The 16,139-nt window shown below is 48.2% G+C and carries 12 protein-coding genes; 4 read left to right on the top strand and 8 right to left on the bottom strand.

The annotated features are described in order from the left end of the window. Positions 1 to 177 precede the first annotated feature (177 nt). A complete protein-coding gene (gene gstB, locus A7Z06_RS15890; protein WP_010347520.1) occupies positions 178 to 804 on the top strand; it encodes a glutathione S-transferase GstB in 627 nt (208 codons plus the stop codon). Here the strand turns inward: gstB and yliI are convergent. The 3 genes from yliI to A7Z06_RS15875 form a co-directional block, all read right to left on the bottom strand. Beyond that, the gene (gene yliI / locus A7Z06_RS15885) at positions 801 to 1,916 is read right to left on the bottom strand and encodes an aldose sugar dehydrogenase YliI (RefSeq protein WP_000555066.1); all 1,116 of its coding nucleotides are present in this window, start codon (positions 1,914 to 1,916) and stop codon (positions 801 to 803) included. The two genes, gstB and yliI, sit on opposite strands and share 4 nt — an antisense overlap. Positions 1,917 to 2,026: 110 nt before the next feature. Next, entirely contained in the window at positions 2,027 to 2,410 is a 384-nt protein-coding gene (bssR, locus tag A7Z06_RS15880) for a biofilm formation regulator BssR (RefSeq protein ID WP_000497144.1), read from the bottom strand. A gap of 104 nt (positions 2,411 to 2,514) precedes the next feature. After that, positions 2,515 to 4,569, bottom strand: a complete 2,055-nt coding sequence (locus tag A7Z06_RS15875) for a beta-galactosidase (RefSeq protein ID WP_000357588.1) — start codon at positions 4,567 to 4,569, stop codon at positions 2,515 to 2,517. 234 nt (positions 4,570 to 4,803) lie between these two features. Here A7Z06_RS15875 and A7Z06_RS15870 point away from each other — a divergent pair, with 234 nt between their 5' ends. The 3 genes from A7Z06_RS15870 (at position 4,804) to rimO (ending at position 8,829) form a co-directional block, all read left to right on the top strand. Then, positions 4,804 to 5,886 carry a LacI family DNA-binding transcriptional regulator gene (locus A7Z06_RS15870; protein ID WP_000849771.1) on the top strand — a complete coding sequence of 361 codons (1,083 nt, stop codon included), beginning with the start codon at positions 4,804 to 4,806 and terminating at the stop codon, positions 5,884 to 5,886. A gap of 254 nt (positions 5,887 to 6,140) precedes the next feature. Beyond that, the gene (locus A7Z06_RS15865; protein WP_000926279.1) at positions 6,141 to 7,376 is read left to right on the top strand and encodes an oligosaccharide MFS transporter; all 1,236 of its coding nucleotides are present in this window, start codon (positions 6,141 to 6,143) and stop codon (positions 7,374 to 7,376) included. Between the two features lie 127 nt (positions 7,377 to 7,503). After that, entirely contained in the window at positions 7,504 to 8,829 is a 1,326-nt protein-coding gene (rimO, locus tag A7Z06_RS15860) for a 30S ribosomal protein S12 methylthiotransferase RimO (protein ID WP_000049382.1), read from the top strand. A gap of 46 nt (positions 8,830 to 8,875) precedes the next feature. Here the strand turns inward: rimO and A7Z06_RS15855 are convergent, their stop codons facing one another. The 5 genes from A7Z06_RS15855 to gsiB all read right to left on the bottom strand — a co-directional run bounded on the left by A7Z06_RS15855 (position 8,876) and on the right by gsiB (position 16,128). Continuing rightward, complete coding sequence (locus tag A7Z06_RS15855; RefSeq protein ID WP_105279490.1) at positions 8,876 to 10,204, bottom strand: GGDEF domain-containing protein; 1,329 nt, start codon at positions 10,202 to 10,204, stop codon at positions 8,876 to 8,878. 7 nt (positions 10,205 to 10,211) lie between these two features. Next, complete coding sequence (locus A7Z06_RS15850) at positions 10,212 to 12,560, bottom strand: sensor domain-containing phosphodiesterase (RefSeq protein WP_105279489.1); 2,349 nt, start codon at positions 12,558 to 12,560, stop codon at positions 10,212 to 10,214. 177 nt (positions 12,561 to 12,737) lie between these two features. Beyond that, positions 12,738 to 13,649, bottom strand: coding sequence for a glutathione ABC transporter permease GsiD (gene gsiD / locus A7Z06_RS15845; RefSeq protein WP_001236036.1), 912 nt, complete (start codon positions 13,647 to 13,649; stop codon positions 12,738 to 12,740). Between the two features lie 2 nt (positions 13,650 to 13,651). Further along, a complete protein-coding gene (gene gsiC / locus A7Z06_RS15840; protein ID WP_000936038.1) occupies positions 13,652 to 14,572 on the bottom strand; it encodes a glutathione ABC transporter permease GsiC in 921 nt (306 codons plus the stop codon). A 17-nt stretch (positions 14,573 to 14,589) separates the two neighbouring features. Beyond that, positions 14,590 to 16,128 carry a glutathione ABC transporter substrate-binding protein GsiB gene (gene gsiB, locus A7Z06_RS15835; RefSeq protein ID WP_000090186.1) on the bottom strand — a complete coding sequence of 513 codons (1,539 nt, stop codon included), beginning with the start codon at positions 16,126 to 16,128 and terminating at the stop codon, positions 14,590 to 14,592. Between the last annotated feature and the right edge of the window lie 11 nt (positions 16,129 to 16,139).

The following is a 16,139-nucleotide window of genomic DNA, read 5'->3' as shown; positions in this document are numbered from 1 at the left end:
ACGCACACACAAGTTTAAAGAAACCGTAAGTTGGTAAAGTTTTTAAAGTTTATGCAATATCCTGCCGCTTCGCTGCTTCTGGCGTCATTTTTTTACTCGCTGTTGCTTAAAAGTTAACTTTACTTCACCATCGGAGTCCTGTTCAGCCTGTGGCTGCCTGTCGGAAAAGGGGTGAGTATGATTACGTTGTGGGGTCGGAATAATTCAACCAACGTTAAAAAAGTGTTGCTGACGCTCGAAGAACTGGAACTGCCTTATGAGCAAATTTTGGCGGGTCGTGAGTTTGGGGTAAACCATGACGCCGATTTTCTGGCGATGAACCCTAACGGGCTGGTGCCGCTGTTGCGTGATGACGAAAGTGATTTAATTCTTTGGGAATCAAACGCCATTGTCCGCTATCTGGCGGCACAGTACGGGCAAGAACGTCTGTGGATCGACTCACCGGCACGTCGCGCAGAAGCCGAAAAGTGGATGGACTGGGCAAACCAGACGCTCAGCAATGCCCATCGTGGGATCCTGATGGGATTAGTCAGAACGCCACCAGAAGAACGTAATCAGGCCGCCATTGATGCCAGCTGCAAAGAGTGCGATGCCCTGTTTGCCCTACTCGATGCGGAACTGGCAAAAGTAAAATGGTTTTCTGGCGACGAGTTTGGTGTGGGCGATATCGCTATCGCACCGTTTATTTACAATTTGTTTAACGTTGGCCTGACCTGGACACCGCGTCCGAATCTGCAACGCTGGTATCAGCAACTCACCGAACGCCCCGCAGTGCGCAAAGTGGTGATGATCCCCGTTAGCTAATTGCGTGGGCTAACTTTGAGTAATTCCCCGTTGGACTCGTCGGTGAGAACGTATAAATAACCGTCGGGTCCTGTGCGAACGTCACGAATTCGCTGCCCCCTGTCCGTTAATATGCGGCCATCTTCCGTCACTTTGTCGCCTTTGACGCTCATCACGATGACATCTTTATCTTTCAGCGCGCCAATAAATAATTTTTGCTGCCACTGGGGGAATTTGTCACTGTTATAGAAGGCCATACCGCTCACGGCGGGCGAATCTTTCCAGTAAAAAACCGGTTGCTCGGTTCCGGCGACGATTTCCCCTTTTGCTTCCGGTATTTTAAAACCTGAGTAATTAATGCCCCAGGTTGCCAGCGGCCAACCGTAGTTTTTGCCTTTTTGCGGGATATTAATTTCATCACCACCGCGCGGGCCATGTTCATTCAGCCACAGCGCATTACTCCACGGATTCATCGCCATCCCTTGCGGGTTACGAATGCCATAAGACCAGATCCCGGCTCGCGCACCGGATTCGTTTACAAAGGGATTATCATCCGGGATCTCGCCCTGTTCGGTCAGACGCACCAGTTTGCCCTGTAATTTATCCAGATCTTGCGCCGTCAGACGCTGATTGTTTTCGCCCAGAGCAACAAAAAGATAACCGTTACCGTCGAAGACCAGCCGCCCGCCAAAATGGTTGCCGGTAGAAAGTTTTGGTGTCTGGCGAAAGACAGTGCGGAAGTCGGTCACTTTTGAGAGATCATCACTTAAGCGGCCATACCCCACGGCAGTTCCGGCTTTGCCATCATCGCCAACTTCGGAATAACTTAACCAGATGCGGCGCGACTGGGCAAAATCAGGCGCTAATGCCACATCCAGCAGGCCGCCCTGCCCGCGCGCCCAGACTTCCGGCACACCGACAAGCGGCGCAGATAATCCTTTTCCTGCTTGCCAGTGACGCAACTCGCCACCGCGCAGGGTGATTAACATGCCGTGATTATCAGGTAAAAAGGCCAGCGCCCACGGATGGTCGAGTTTGTCTTGCAGTACTTCGACATTTACCGGCGCGGGAGCCGCCCAGAGAGCGGAAGAAACACAGAGAAAGGGCACAAGGAAAAGGGATTGTCGATGCATAACGCCTCCGGATTGACTCTGGCTTAAAGCGTAGTCAGTGGAGGAGATGACAAATTCATTTTTACAAAAACTTAAACATGAAGGGGGAGACGCTTTCTCCCCCTTAGTTTTCAGGCCTGCGCAAGCATGGTGTGCTTTTCAAGGCTCTGGATACTCAGCGTTAAGCTCATCAGACAATTTTCAAGCTTATCGGCGTTGACGGTAATAACAGTCGGGCAATCATGATGCCCACTCATCAAACATACTGCGGCTGTCGCTAATGCTTCTTCAGCATGATGAAGAGCACTCCACTCTTCCTGATCCAGATGAAGATTCAACCGCAGCGATTTATCGTGCAGTTCGCGATTCAGTTTAAAAAAGTTATCTCGTAGATGATTGCTTTCGCTGACGGACATGTATCCTTTGGCCTTCCTCAGTTGCACATATGCGGCGAGGTCAACTCTTGCATCGATCAACCGGTTAAGTAGATCGCTTCGCTGTCTGTCAACGAACATACTTCGATCCTCCTCTTTGCAGCCTTTGTGCAATTAAATAGTATGGCTACTTTTTGTACAAAATGCTGTCAGGGATCAATACTTCACATTTTATTAATAAGAATTTACATTATTTCTCTTTCCAGCACCTCGCATCCCCACGGAGCCAGTTCTAAGTCTTGTGAACAAGCTTTACCTGTTTCCGCCACTCGCCACGCTCCAGGAAGCACAATATTTTGTACATGAGCAGTGTAGTTTTGTACAAAAACCCATTCCTGATCGCCGTCTGTCCGACGCGTTGCAATAACGCCAGCAGGAAGTTCAGTAGCAAGTGCTTTTGGGAGATGAAGTGTGTTGATCAACATCGCGGCAAACGCTTGATGAAATAACGCATCATTACGCGAAGCCACATAGAAAGCTCGACCTTGTCCGACGTGATTTACCGTTAACGCAGGCGTACCCGCATAAAAATCCTCGCCATAGCGCGCCAGAACCTGTGCACCTTCGGCGTGAATAACCGCACATAATTCCCGTGCCTGCCATTGCCCCTGCAGTCCATATGCATTCGGCTCACAGATAACTTCGTTATGCTGATAATCATTAAGGCTATCAATCTCTTCAGCCCACACACCCATCAGGTCACGCAACGGGCCAGGGAACCCACCCAGGTGACATAAATCGGTTTCATTGACAATCCCGGACCAGTAAGTGGTGACAAAATTGCCACCAGCGTCAACATAGGCGCGAGCACGAGCAGCAAATCCATCGCGAACCATATAGAGCATTGGGGCAATAACTAACTGATAACCCGTAAGATCACAATCAGCATTGATAATATCGACCGCCACGCCCTGCTCCCAGAAAGGTCGGTAATGCTCCACTACCGTTTGCTCGTAGTGAATACCGCAATTGCGCGGCCCGGCAGCATCATTGACCGCCCAGCGGTTTTCCCAGTCGAAAATAATGGCAACTTTTGCCTGCGTTTTCGTCCCAACCAATTGGTTAAGATGAGCCAGCCGTTGCCCCAGTTGTATGACTTCGCGCCCGGTACGCGTCTCCAGATGACCGACATGATCAACTACCGCACCATGAAACTTCTCCACGGCGCCACGACTCTTACGCCACTGAAAATAGTGCACGCCGTCTGCGCCGTGAGCGACGGCCTGTAAGGAAGAAAGAATATTCATTCCCGGCTTTTTCAATTTGCTGGTTGGCTGCCAGCTTGTCTGGCTGGGCGTGGATTCCATCAGAATAAACGGTTTATTTTTCAAGGTACGCATCAGGTCGTGATACATCGCTGTTTTACAGGCAACGGCGCGTTCATCTTCCTGTTTATGCCACATGGGATAGCTATCCCAACTCACAAAATCAACCACTTCGGCTAATGCCCAGTAGTTGTAGTCATTGAAATACCACATAAAATTGGTCGTCGCAGGTAAATCTGGGCGTTCAGCTTTTAACGGCGCGATCTCCATTTGGTAGAACTCTTTTACCTGCGATGTGACAAAGCGCCGCCAGTCAAGATTCAAACCGTGGTTAGACATCTCACCTAATGGGGAAGGCGATTCAATTTGTGACCAGTCACTGTATGTATGGCTCCAGAAGCCAGTCCACCATGCCTGATTAAGCGCCTCAAGAGTGGTGTAACGAGTCTGCAACCAACGGCGAAACGCCTGTTGGCATCCCTTACAATGACACTCTCCGCCATATTCATTACTGATATGCCACCCCAGAACCGCCGGATGATTGGCGTATCGCTGCGCCAGCTTACGGTTAATTTGCGTCACTTTATCTTTATACACTGACGAAGAAAGGCAATGATTATGGCGACCTCCGTGAAGCATTTTCTCGCGTGAGGCGCTAACTCTCAGAACCTCTGGATAACGAGCTGCAAGCCAGGCGGGTTTTGCTCCGCTTGGTGTTGCGAGGAAGACAGAAATCCCGCCAGCATGAAGTTTATCCAGCACTTCATCCAGCCAGTCAAAGCGATACTCCCCCTCTGTGGGTTCCAGCATTGACCAGCTAAAAATGCCCACCGACATGGTGTTACAACCAGCCTGTTGCATCATGGCGATATCTTTCTCCAGAATCTCAGGGACATGTAACCATTGCTCCGGATTGTAATCAGCACCATGAAGTAACCATGGGGCTCTGGGGATGATCGGTGGGTGCTTGTCCATGCTGACTCCTGAATTGTTTTAAACAGACAAAAAATGTTATTCGTTCACAAGGATATCATCTAGTAATTAATTGCTTCGCTATGCAAGGAATGTCCGGCAAGAATGTGATCAAGTACGCGTTTTTTCCCTTCAAACAGGTTCGTCGGTTCAGCTTACCAGCACTGAGACAGGTGAGCGTGATACGTATGACATTCACTGCGGTATACTGTGACAAATCTTTTAGCCGGGGCGAATATGAAAACCAAAGCTGCAACCCTTGCCGATGTTGCTCGTCATGCCAATGTTTCTTATCAGACAGTGTCGCGGGTGCTTAACAATTCAGCGAACGTGTCTGCCAAAACACGTCAAAAAATTGAACAAGCCATTGCCGAACTTAAATACGTTCCAAATCGCGTAGCTCAACAGTTGGTAGGGAAAGAGAGCAAAACGATCGGGCTGGTTACAACTTCGCTCGCCCTACATGCCCCCTCGCAAATTGCGGCAGCAGTGAAAAAATATGCAGGAAAACAGGGATATCAGGTGCTGATATCCATGATTGATGATGTTGATATTAAAGGTATTCAGGCTGCAATTAATGACTTAAAAGCACAACGGGTAACAAAGATTATTATCAACGCACCACTGGAAACGGCATTGGCTGAAACTCTGGTTGCTGAAAACAGCGATGTATTATGTCTGTTTCTCGACGTGGATCCTTATAGCCCGGTGTTTAACGTCACCTTTAATCCCGCAGAAGGTGCACGCGCCAGCGTGAAATATCTTTACGATTTGGGGCATCGTCAATTTTGCCTGATCTCTGGCCCAGAAAACTCAGTACCGGCGCGGCTACGACTCAATACCTGGCGCGATACCCTCTCCTCACTCCAACTGACGCCGCTGGCCATTCATTACGGTAGTTGGGACGCTCAAAGCGGCTATCTGGCGACGTTACAGATGCTACGTGAAACGCCACAGGCGACCGCTCTTCTGATCGCCAATGATCAGATGGCATTGGGGGCGTTAAGCGCCTTACATCAACAAAAACGTAAAATCCCGCAAGATATTTCTGTCATTGGCTATGACGACACTTATGAGAGTGCGTTTTTTGAACCTTCGCTAACGACCGTCGCAATCGACTTTGATTTACAAGGGAAAATTGCCGTTCAACAGATTTTACAGCCGGACGATGAACACGCGATGCTCCGCTCTTCAACCATCCTTCCCAGTCGCCTGGTCGTGCGTAACTCTGCTGGCCCTCTGCACTCACCACAGACAGATCTGATGAATATTGCTGAACACCTTCGCACACTGGCGGATGAGCTAACACGCAAGGCATAAAAGTAATACGTTCCCATAAAAAGATTTAGTGATCTATTTCGCTAAATCTTTTTTATTACCAGCAATAATTGTGATGCAAATCGCAAACATTCATTTAACACATTGCCTAATCATCGCACTCAGGGTCAGAGTAAAAATGAAATTGTTAACGTATGACATTTTACGGAGATGCATACCAAAACAATAACCAGTAAGCACAGCGAATGCCTGTGCCAACGGTAAATGACCCAACGCCAGTGATTGAGGATATGGCTATGTTATTGCCCGGTAAACGTAATTATATTTTGCTCAGTATTTTCGATTTCCTGTACCTCTTTGCCTGGTCGGCAACGATGGCATTTTTTGTCATATGGACGACACAGCATCTGGAAATTACCGCCACACGCACAGGATTACTTTATTCCGTTAATGCTTTCATTGCGTTATTAATGCAACCGTTCTTCGGTTTCATCTCCGATAAATTTGGTCTTAAGAAACAACTCATCTGGATCCTCGTCGCATTATTACTTCCCGTAGGCCCATTCTTTATTTATGTGTACGCCCCGCTTCTGGTTCATAACTTCTGGCTGGGCGCTGTTTTGGGTGGCGTTTACCTGGGGATCATTTTTAATTCTGGCTGTGGCGTTCTGGATTCCTGGATAGATAAAGTTTCGCGTCGTTATCATTTTGAATATGGTCGCGTAAGAATGTGGGGCTCTCTGGGATGGGCCGCCGCCGCGTGGATTGTGGGTAAATACATTGATACCAGCCCTAATCTCTCTTTCTGGCTGGCAAGCTGTGCCATTGTGGTCGCCGCAATCTGCTTTATGTTTACCAAAATCGAACTGACCGAGGCGGAAATTGAAAAAACCAATTCGCTGAAAGCTATCCATGCGCTTGAACTGGCGAAAAATAGTCAGTTCTGGTTTTTATTGATGTTCACTCTGTTCGTAACGCAAATTTATGACACCTACGATCAACAATTCGCACAATATTTTTCGCTGCAATTTCCGACACCAGAAGAAGGCAATCGCTGGTACGGGATTCTGGCTTCTGTCCAGGTCTGTGGAGAAACCCTATTTCTCTGTCTGATGCCGTGGTTTGTTAACCGCACTGGCGCAAAATGGGCATTAGTGATTGCCGGAACCATTATGTCGTTGCGCATTGCCGGTTCTGCAATCCAACTGGGACCAGTGTGGATTGCAGCCGTTAAAATGATGCACGCCATCGAAAAACCACTGATCCTGGTATCTGTGTTTAAATTTATCGCAGCTAACTTTGATCATAAACTCTCTTCGACGGTCTACCTGCTGGTGCTTTTTGTGGCATCCATCGCCACGGCAATCTATTCACCTATTGCCGGCTATCTGTATGACACCATTGGCTTTGCTGAAACCTATCTCATCCTGGGGGCGATTGCCGGTTGTTTCACGCTTATTTCGGTCTTTACGCTGCGGGACAAATCCAGCAACCAGCCTGCAAAGGCGCTAACTGAAAACCCTGTAGCCTGATAACCATTTGCGCCCCGATAGTTGGGGCGTTTTCCTCGCCTGTTGACCAGATTACGATACAAATTTTATCCAGAACTCTGTAGAATCCCTGCCCTGACCTTTCCTGTAACTGAATATTTTTTAAGCTATGAGCAAAGTAACTCCCCAGCCGAAAATCGGCTTTGTTTCCCTCGGCTGTCCGAAAAACCTCGTCGATTCAGAGCGTATTCTGACCGAATTGCGCACTGAAGGTTATGACGTAGTACCGAGCTACGACGACGCAGACATGGTAATCGTCAACACCTGCGGTTTTATTGACAGTGCGGTGCAAGAATCACTGGAAGCCATTGGCGAAGCGTTGAATGAAAACGGCAAGGTAATAGTGACCGGTTGTCTGGGGGCGAAAGAAGATCAGATCCGCGAAGTCCACCCGAAAGTGCTGGAAATCACCGGCCCTCATAGCTATGAGCAGGTTCTGGAGCACGTTCATCACTACGTGCCAAAACCGAAACACAACCCATTTCTGAGCCTGGTGCCTGAGCAAGGCGTTAAGCTGACGCCACGTCATTACGCTTATCTGAAGATATCCGAAGGCTGTAACCATCGCTGCACCTTCTGCATTATTCCGTCTATGCGCGGCGATTTGGTGAGCCGTCCGATTGGCGAAGTGTTAAGCGAAGCGAAACGCCTGGTAGATGCGGGCGTTAAAGAGATTCTGGTGATCTCCCAGGATACTTCCGCGTATGGCGTTGATGTTAAACACCGTACAGGCTTTTACAACGGCGAGCCGGTAAAAACCAGTATGGTCAGCCTGTGCGAACAGTTATCAAAACTGGGGATCTGGACACGTCTGCACTACGTTTACCCTTACCCGCATGTAGATGACGTTATCCCGCTGATGGCTGAAGGCAAAATCCTGCCGTATCTGGATATTCCGTTACAGCACGCCAGCCCGCGCATTCTCAAACTAATGAAGCGCCCGGGTTCTGTAGATCGCCAACTGGCACGCATCAAACAGTGGCGCGAAATCTGCCCGGAACTGACCCTGCGTTCAACCTTTATTGTCGGCTTCCCTGGCGAGACGGAAGAAGATTTCCAGATGCTGCTCGACTTCCTGAAAGAAGCACGTCTGGATCGCGTTGGCTGCTTTAAATACAGCCCGGTTGAAGGCGCAGACGCCAATGCCCTGCCTGACCAGGTTCCGGAAGAAGTGAAAGAAGAACGCTGGAATCGCTTCATGCAACTGCAGCAGCAGATTTCCGCCGAGCGCCTGCAAGAAAAAGTGGGCCGTGAAATTCTGGTGATCGTCGACGAAGTAGACGAAGAAGGCGCGATTGGCCGCAGCATGGCAGATGCACCGGAAATCGACGGCGCGGTTTATCTCAACGGTGAAACCAACGTTAAGCCGGGCGATATCCTGCGTGTGAAAGTCGAGCACGCCGACGAGTACGATTTGTGGGGTAGTCGGGTTTAATTAATTCAGGCCGGGCAAAATCATTTGCCCGGTTCGTTAATAAAAATTACTGCCAGCTAATCTGTGCCCTGCCGTTTTTCTTACTTTTATACAGCCGCTCATCCGCCAGCATTTTTAACCGTTCAACGGTAGTACATTCATTTGAATGCGCCACGCCGATACTGGTGCTTAAATTAATACTCCCCACCTGGAAATTAACGATATCTTTTAAAATCGATAGCAACTCATCCAGGGTTCCGCCAGTATAAATCACCGCAAATTCGTCGCCGCCAAAGCGGTAGACTTTGCCTTTATCCACCGGAATTTGTGATTTAAGGATTTTCACGACCTTCATCAACACTTCATCGCCCAACAAATGACCGAAGGTATCGTTAATATTTTTGAATTTATCGACGTCAAACAGGCATAAATAACCACCTTTTTCCGGTAAGGTTTTTAAATCTTCGTCAAAGGATTTTCTGCCCATTGCTTTTGTCAGATCGTCAAGAAACGCCGAGTTATACATGCTGTAGAGTTTTTTGACATCCGCCGCCGAAAAGAAAAGCCCACCGTCCAGCACGCGATCAAAATGGTTATTAATAATGGCTTCTTTCTCAACAATGCCACGATTAATCACTCTGCGTATCAGATAGAGGCAACTTGTGCCTGAAATAACTGCCACCAAGGCAGCAAAGAAAATAATCAGCGTACATACCTGCAAATAAACGTCTTTTTTATAAGCAAATACGTACAATCCGGTCGGCAAATAGGAGAAATGTTCCATCGCTTCCGAAACGGTGAAGATGGCGTTTTTGGCATTATATTCATCACCGGTAACTGGCTTGCCGTTCTTAAACAGTGAGAACATCAGGTTCTCGCTATCCATTGCCAGTGACTTTGACAGTAACGAAAATCGCTCCAGCCCAAGCAAAAATATCAAACTGCGATTGTGAGTAACCGGATAGAGATAATAGACGAAGGTTTTGCCGTCAAAAGAGATGAACCCCGTATTTTTAACATGCCGATACTTAACAACTTGCATAATATCTGCACAATAATTATTTTCATACTCCTTAACCTGAATACACTCATCACTGGAAATCAGATAAGGACCAACATCATACAAATAAGAAGGTGAAACCGAGTCAGCGTAAGCTGTGCGCAAGCTAGCCAGCAATTCTTCTTCAGTCGGGTTAAGCGTGTTAATGAGATCAATTGCCACACTACGCCGATATTCAGCAATATTTGCCACCGCAAAAGCAGTATCAATAACGGACTGTTTCAGGCCATACACCCGTTCTTTTACCATCTGGGTATAGATCCCGCAGGCAACTGCTGAAATCATGATAAAAATCAGCAGACTGACTGTAAGTACGAATTTATTGATTCTGGACATACCTAAACTACTCTTTTACTAACTTTCCACTTTTGTCCCAGGCAGAGAATGGCAACGGCTTCTGGTACAGATACCCCTGGGCCTGAACACACCCTAATTTGATTAATTCACGCGCAACCTCTTCGCTCTCAACACCTTCTGCAATCACCGGGATCCGGTTATAGCGTGCCAGGTCGAAGATAATGCGCAAAATTTTACCCGCAGTGCCGAAAATATCGCCGGTAAATTGCGAGTCCACTTTTATGCTATCAGGATTAATTTCATAAAAACGTTTCAGGTTTGACAAACCCGTACCAAAGTCATCAATCGATATTCGTACCCCTTGTTTACGCAGCTGTTCAATATTGAGATAAAAATGTTCACTAATTCGCTCAATCACAGTTTCAGTGATCTCAATACAGAGACTTTTCGCTGTCAGTTCATGTTCTTTCATGATGGCGATAAAACGCTCATGAAAATGAGGTTCGTTTAACTGCCAGGGCGAAACATTTATATGCAGTAAGAAATCCTGTTTCAGGAGCGCACGCTGGCTAAAATGGCGGAATTCAGCCATCGCCGTTTTAATAATTTGGTAACCCAGTTCATTGATAAAAGCGATATCTTCCGCGATAGCAATAAACTTCAGTGGCGAGATGATCCCCCGCTCCGCAGAAACCCAGCGGCACAGTGCCTCAGCGCCCAGAATTTCACGGGTGTTAATATCAACAATCGGTTGATAAACCAGGAATAGCTCGCCTTTTTCCATTGCATGACGGATATTGCGCGCAATCCAGATATTCTCTTCAATTTCGCTGAGTTTCGCATCATCACAGAAAATAAACTCAGAGAACATATGGTCACGGATGCTGGAAATCGCCAGCTTCAGTTTTTCTGCGTAGCTCCAGGCATTTTCGCCCTTCAGAGGTTCACAAATGGCAGATTTGTGTATACGCAGATTGCGATAGCCAAAGCTACTGTCGAAATCGTTTATCATCGCTATTTTACGAGTAAACGTCTGTATATTTTCCCGATATAATAATAAATATAAATCGGCATTAAATGTCACGATATCGCAGCATTGTGCATATTTCTCGGCAATTCGCTGACACAGCCTCCTGACGATTTTGTTGCGTTCCTCGACACCAAACACGGCTTCGACGGCTTCCAGTCCGCACAGTTTGATGATCCCGGCGGCCAGATACTGATTATTGTTTGACTCAATAATCGCCATATTTTTGATAAAACCGCTTTCCTGATCGTAGGAGATCAGCGAGAGCAATTTATTTGAACGCTCAACTTCAGCATCTTTCATTTCCGCGATCGAATTTTTGATGCTGATAATCTCTTTCGCATCGCCGTCACGAATTTTCAGTGCCTGCATTTGATCCGCAGAGTCAGGTAAAAACTCCAGCGTATTGACCAGCGTTGTCATTTCTGAAAATTGGCGACGGAACACACGGGTCGTCATTAAGTAAACCGCCAGCAATACGACAATAATGAAAGCAAACGGTAAATAAAAAAGTTTATCTGACGCGTTAAATAGTTTCCCCGTAGGATAATAAAAATAGATTTCGAATAGCGAGTTATTGGGTACGCGCGATGTTTTTGCTATATACTCCGTATCGACAGAATCAATAATATTATAATTATCTTCGCTATTATAAATAATCAATTTTTCACGGGCGAGTTGGTTCTTTGCAATGATTTCATAACCTTGTTTCAGAAACAACACTTCATCAGTTGCGCTGATTTGATCAAGGTATTCGTTCAGGTATCGCCAGTTTAAATCGACATGAATTTTATCAATAGCCAGCAAATCACGGTCTTTGCCGTTAATTCGTAGTGTAAAAGAAATACATTTTTTCCCCGGACGATCAAAGCAATTATATGCCGGATTCCAGCTACTGTCAGAGCCATCCGAAGCTACTGACCACGGGCGCTGCGACGGATTAAAATCGGCAAAGATGACGCGTCCTGCCTCATCAACAAGGGGACCATTTACCTTTTCCTGATGATAAACAAAGATTTTATCATTCGCCCGCCGCGAAAATAGATAATATTTATCATTATCCAGTACCAGCCCCACTGAGTCTAAAAATGGCATCATTTCCATTTTCAGGATGACAGCTCGTTTAATCTCCTCACTGTTTTTCAATAAATAAAGTGAGTCCTTTAACGTCAGAGCGGAACGTTCAATATCTTTAAAGAAATAGCCAACGTTTTTTTGAATAAGTTCAAAGCGGCTATCAGCACGTTTTACCGCACGCTCCGATACCAGCTGATAGTTAATGATGAAAAAAAGAACAATAAATGACAGCGCAGCCAATAAAAATAAAATTATCAGCCTGATCTTTATCTTTTCGTATAAACTCAGCATGTTAATACATTTAACAAAATAACTGTCAATACGCTGTGCCGCTGCATAAATAGTCCCTCACAGCGGCTTTTTAACCAAATTACTCGATTCTACAAAATTAGAAGAAAGTTACAACACTTGCTTAAGGCAATAATTTCCTCTGAGGTCATTACCCTTTCAAGCAATATTCAACCGTGACTATCCTTTAATTTTGGGGTCCAGCGCATCACGCAAACCATCACCCAGCAAGTTGAACGCCAGCACGGTCAGGAAAATAGCCAGTGCCGGGAAAACCGCCACATGCGGCGCGATAACCATATCCGCTCTCGCTTCGTTGAGCATCGCTCCCCACTCCGGGGTCGGCGGCTGCGCTCCCAGGCCGAGAAACGACAGACTGGCGGCGGAGATAATTGAGGTGCCAATGCGCATGGTAAAGAACACGACGATGGAAGAGACTGTCCCCGGTAAGATGTGGCGCAACAAAATGGTCATATCGCTGGCCCCAATACTGCGCGCTGATTCAATAAAGGTTTGCTGTTTTAACACCAGCGTGTTGCCGCGCACCAGTCGGGCAAACGCAGGAATAGAAAAGATAGCGACGGCGATAATCACGTTAGCAATGCCGCTTCCCAGCACCGCGACAACAGCAATAGCCAGCAAAATGCCAGGGAAAGCAAACAGCACATCGCAAATACGCATGATCAGCCGATCCCACCAGCCTTCGTAATATCCAGCCAGCAAACCCAGCAACGTCCCAATCGCCGCACCGATAAACACCGCAAACACACCCGCCGCCAGCGAGATTTGTGCACCAACCAGGACACGGCTGAAAATGTCGCGCCCCAGTGAATCGACGCCAAACCAGTGCTGCAAAGAAGGTCCGTTATTCAGATTGTCATAATCGAAATAATTTTCGGCGTCATAGGGGACGATCCAGCGTGCAAAAATTGCCATCACAATCAACAAAATGACGAATAATGCGGCGGTCATCGCCATATGCTGACGGCGAAAACGTCGCCAGAACTCATGCCACGGAGTACGCACCTGATCAGGTTTTACTAGTGGCATGGCGTTTAACACCGCCTGACGACGCCAGTTAAATAATCGCATCCTTACTTGTACCTGATAGCCGGGTTAATGGCGGCGTAAAGCACATCCACCACTAAGTTGATAAGAATAAATTCCAGCGAGAAAAGCAGAATTTCCGCCTGAATCACCGGGTAATCGCGCATTTCTACGGAGTCAACGAGTAAGCGTCCAAGTCCGGGCCAGTTGAAAACCTTCTCCACCACGATGGAACCTCCGAGCAAAAAGCCAAACTGTAAGCCCATCATAGTCACTACCGGGATCATCGCGTTGCGTAGCCCATGTTTGAGGACAACCCAGGTTTCGCTCCCCCCTTTCGCCCTCGCGGTACGCATATAATCTTCGCTTAAAACGTCGACAAACGACGCGCGGGTGAAGCGCGCCATCACGGCTGCCACTGCCGCGCCGAGCGTCAGGGAGGGTAAAATGTAGTGCTGCCAACTGTCTGCACCTACGGTAGGCAGCCAGCCCAGCTCAACGGAGAAAACCTGTATCAAAAGCATCCCCAGGGCAAATGCCGGGAAGGAGATCCCCGACACCGCGATGGTCATACTCAATCGATCCGGCCAACGGTTACGCCAGACGGCGGCGATAATTCCTGCCGCCATACCAAATATCACCGCCCAGACCATACTGGTTATGGTCAGCCACAGCGTTGGCATGAAGCGGCTGGCAATCTCATCGGCAACCGGACGACGCGACACCATCGACAGGCCAAAATCTCCCTGCACTGCGTTGCTGATGTAGTGCCAGAACTGGTGATACAGCGGCTGATCCAGACCCAGTTGCTGACGCACCAGTTCGATGACCTGAGCATCGGCTTCGGGGCCGGCAATCAATCGCGCCGGATCGCCGGGCAGCATATGGACAAATAAAAACACCAGCACCGAGACGATAAACAGCGTCGGAATCAACCCCAGTAAGCGTTTGATAACGTAATTAAGCATTCCACTCCCTGCGTTGCTTATTGCAAGTCCGCATCTTCAAAGCTGAAGCCGGTGTCTGGCATGATCCAAAAACCGGTCAGATTTTTACTGTGTGCCGACACCAGTTTTTCGACCACCAGCGGGATCCACGGCGACTCTTGCCAGATGATATCCTGCGCCGCCTTATATAAGCGGGTCTTTTCCGCCGGATCGTTAGTTTTCAGTGCCTGAGCCAGGAAATCATCCACCTGTTTATTACTGTAAAACGCAGTATTAAACAGCGTCGGTGGCCAGTTCTGTGACGCAAACAGCGGCGATAACGCCCAGTCAGCTTCGCCGGTCGATGCCGACCAGCCGGTGTAGAACAGTCGCACGCCGCTCTCTTTTTGCCCTTTACCTTCTACTTCTGCCGCCCGCTGTCCGGCATCCATCGCCGTCACCTGGGCTTTAATTCCTACCTGCGCTAACTGCTGCTGGGTAAATTGCAGCACTTTCTGCGCGGTGCTGTGGTTATGTGACGACCACAGCGTGGTACTGAAACCGTTGGGATATCCCGCCTCTTTAAGTAATTCGCGCGCTTTTGCCGGATCGTAAGGCCACGGTTGGTAACTTTGCGCGTAGGCGATACTCGGCGGCACCACGCCAGTGGCGGGCGTTGCATATCCCGCAAACGCGACTTTCACCAGCGCCGGACGGTTGATGGCATAATTCAGCGCCTCCCGTACCTTCGGGTTATCAAACGGCTTTTGCGTCACATTCATACTGATATAACGCTGCATAATCGACGGGCTGGCCATCAGCTCGATATTTTTGTTTTTCTCCAGCAGCGCGGCCTGCTCGTAGGGAATGGGGAAAGCAAACTGCGCTTCACCGGTTTGCAACATTGCCGCGCGAGTGTTGTTATCCGCCACCGGACGCCAGGTAATGCTGTCCAGTTTGGGCAGTCCTGACTGCCAGTAACCGGTGAATTTTTTGACCTTCACAAAATCGGTCTGATTCCAGGTGTCCAGTTCATACGGCCCGGTTCCCACCGGATGAAAACCAATCTCTTTGCCATATTTTTCCAGCGCCGCCGGAGAAATCATCGCTGTCGCCGGATGGGCAAGAATATTTATAAACGCGGAGAACGGCTGTTTAAGCGTAATCTTCACCGTTGTCGGATCGACCGCTTCAGTTTTGGCAATATTCTTATACAAGTTATAGCGTTTAAGATGATTCGCTGGGTCACTGGCCCGATCCAGATTCGCTTTTACCGCCGCCGCGTTGAAGTCGGTGCCATCCTGGAACTTAATCCCTTCACGCAATTTCACGGTGTAAGTGAGGCCGTCACCGGAGACGGTATAACTCGCCGCCAGCACATTTTTCAGCTTCATCTCTTTATCCAGACCGAACAGCCCCTGGTAAAACGATTTCGCCACGGCCTGTGACAACGTGTCATTCGCGTCATACGGGTCGAGGGTGGTGAAGTTCGATCCCACCGCCACAACCACATCTTTGGCAGCGAATGCACAAGATGCCATCAACGCTGTGACAATACCCAGCGCCACTAACCCACTACGGTGTACAGCTCTTGCCATTTGATTCTCCG

The organism is Escherichia sp. MOD1-EC6819 (genome assembly GCF_002965765.1).
GTDB classification, from domain to species: domain Bacteria; phylum Pseudomonadota; class Gammaproteobacteria; order Enterobacterales; family Enterobacteriaceae; genus Escherichia; species Escherichia ruysiae.
Note: the sequence above shows the minus strand (reverse complement) of the source record. Positions and strands in the feature narration are given on the sequence as shown.

Bases quoted from the DNA above. Each gene is read 5' to 3' on its own strand.
- gsiC (WP_000936038.1), bottom strand. From the start codon at position 14,572: ATGCTTAATTACGTTATCAAACGCTTACTGGGGTTGATTCCGACGCTG.
- rimO (WP_000049382.1), top strand. From the start codon at position 7,504: ATGAGCAAAGTAACTCCCCAGCCGAAAATCGGCTTTGTTTCCCTCGGC.
- gsiB (WP_000090186.1), bottom strand. From the start codon at position 16,128: ATGGCAAGAGCTGTACACCGTAGTGGGTTAGTGGCGCTGGGTATTGTC.
- yliI (WP_000555066.1), bottom strand. From the start codon at position 1,916: ATGCATCGACAATCCCTTTTCCTTGTGCCCTTTCTCTGTGTTTCTTCC.
- A7Z06_RS15875 (WP_000357588.1), bottom strand. From the start codon at position 4,569: ATGGACAAGCACCCACCGATCATCCCCAGAGCCCCATGGTTACTTCAT.
- A7Z06_RS15870 (WP_000849771.1), top strand. From the start codon at position 4,804: ATGAAAACCAAAGCTGCAACCCTTGCCGATGTTGCTCGTCATGCCAAT.
- A7Z06_RS15850 (WP_105279489.1), bottom strand. From the start codon at position 12,560: ATGCTGAGTTTATACGAAAAGATAAAGATCAGGCTGATAATTTTATTT.
- bssR (WP_000497144.1), bottom strand. From the start codon at position 2,410: ATGTTCGTTGACAGACAGCGAAGCGATCTACTTAACCGGTTGATCGAT.
- A7Z06_RS15865 (WP_000926279.1), top strand. From the start codon at position 6,141: ATGTTATTGCCCGGTAAACGTAATTATATTTTGCTCAGTATTTTCGAT.
- A7Z06_RS15855 (WP_105279490.1), bottom strand. From the start codon at position 10,204: ATGTCCAGAATCAATAAATTCGTACTTACAGTCAGTCTGCTGATTTTT.
- gstB (WP_010347520.1), top strand. From the start codon at position 178: ATGATTACGTTGTGGGGTCGGAATAATTCAACCAACGTTAAAAAAGTG.
- gsiD (WP_001236036.1), bottom strand. From the start codon at position 13,649: ATGCGATTATTTAACTGGCGTCGTCAGGCGGTGTTAAACGCCATGCCA.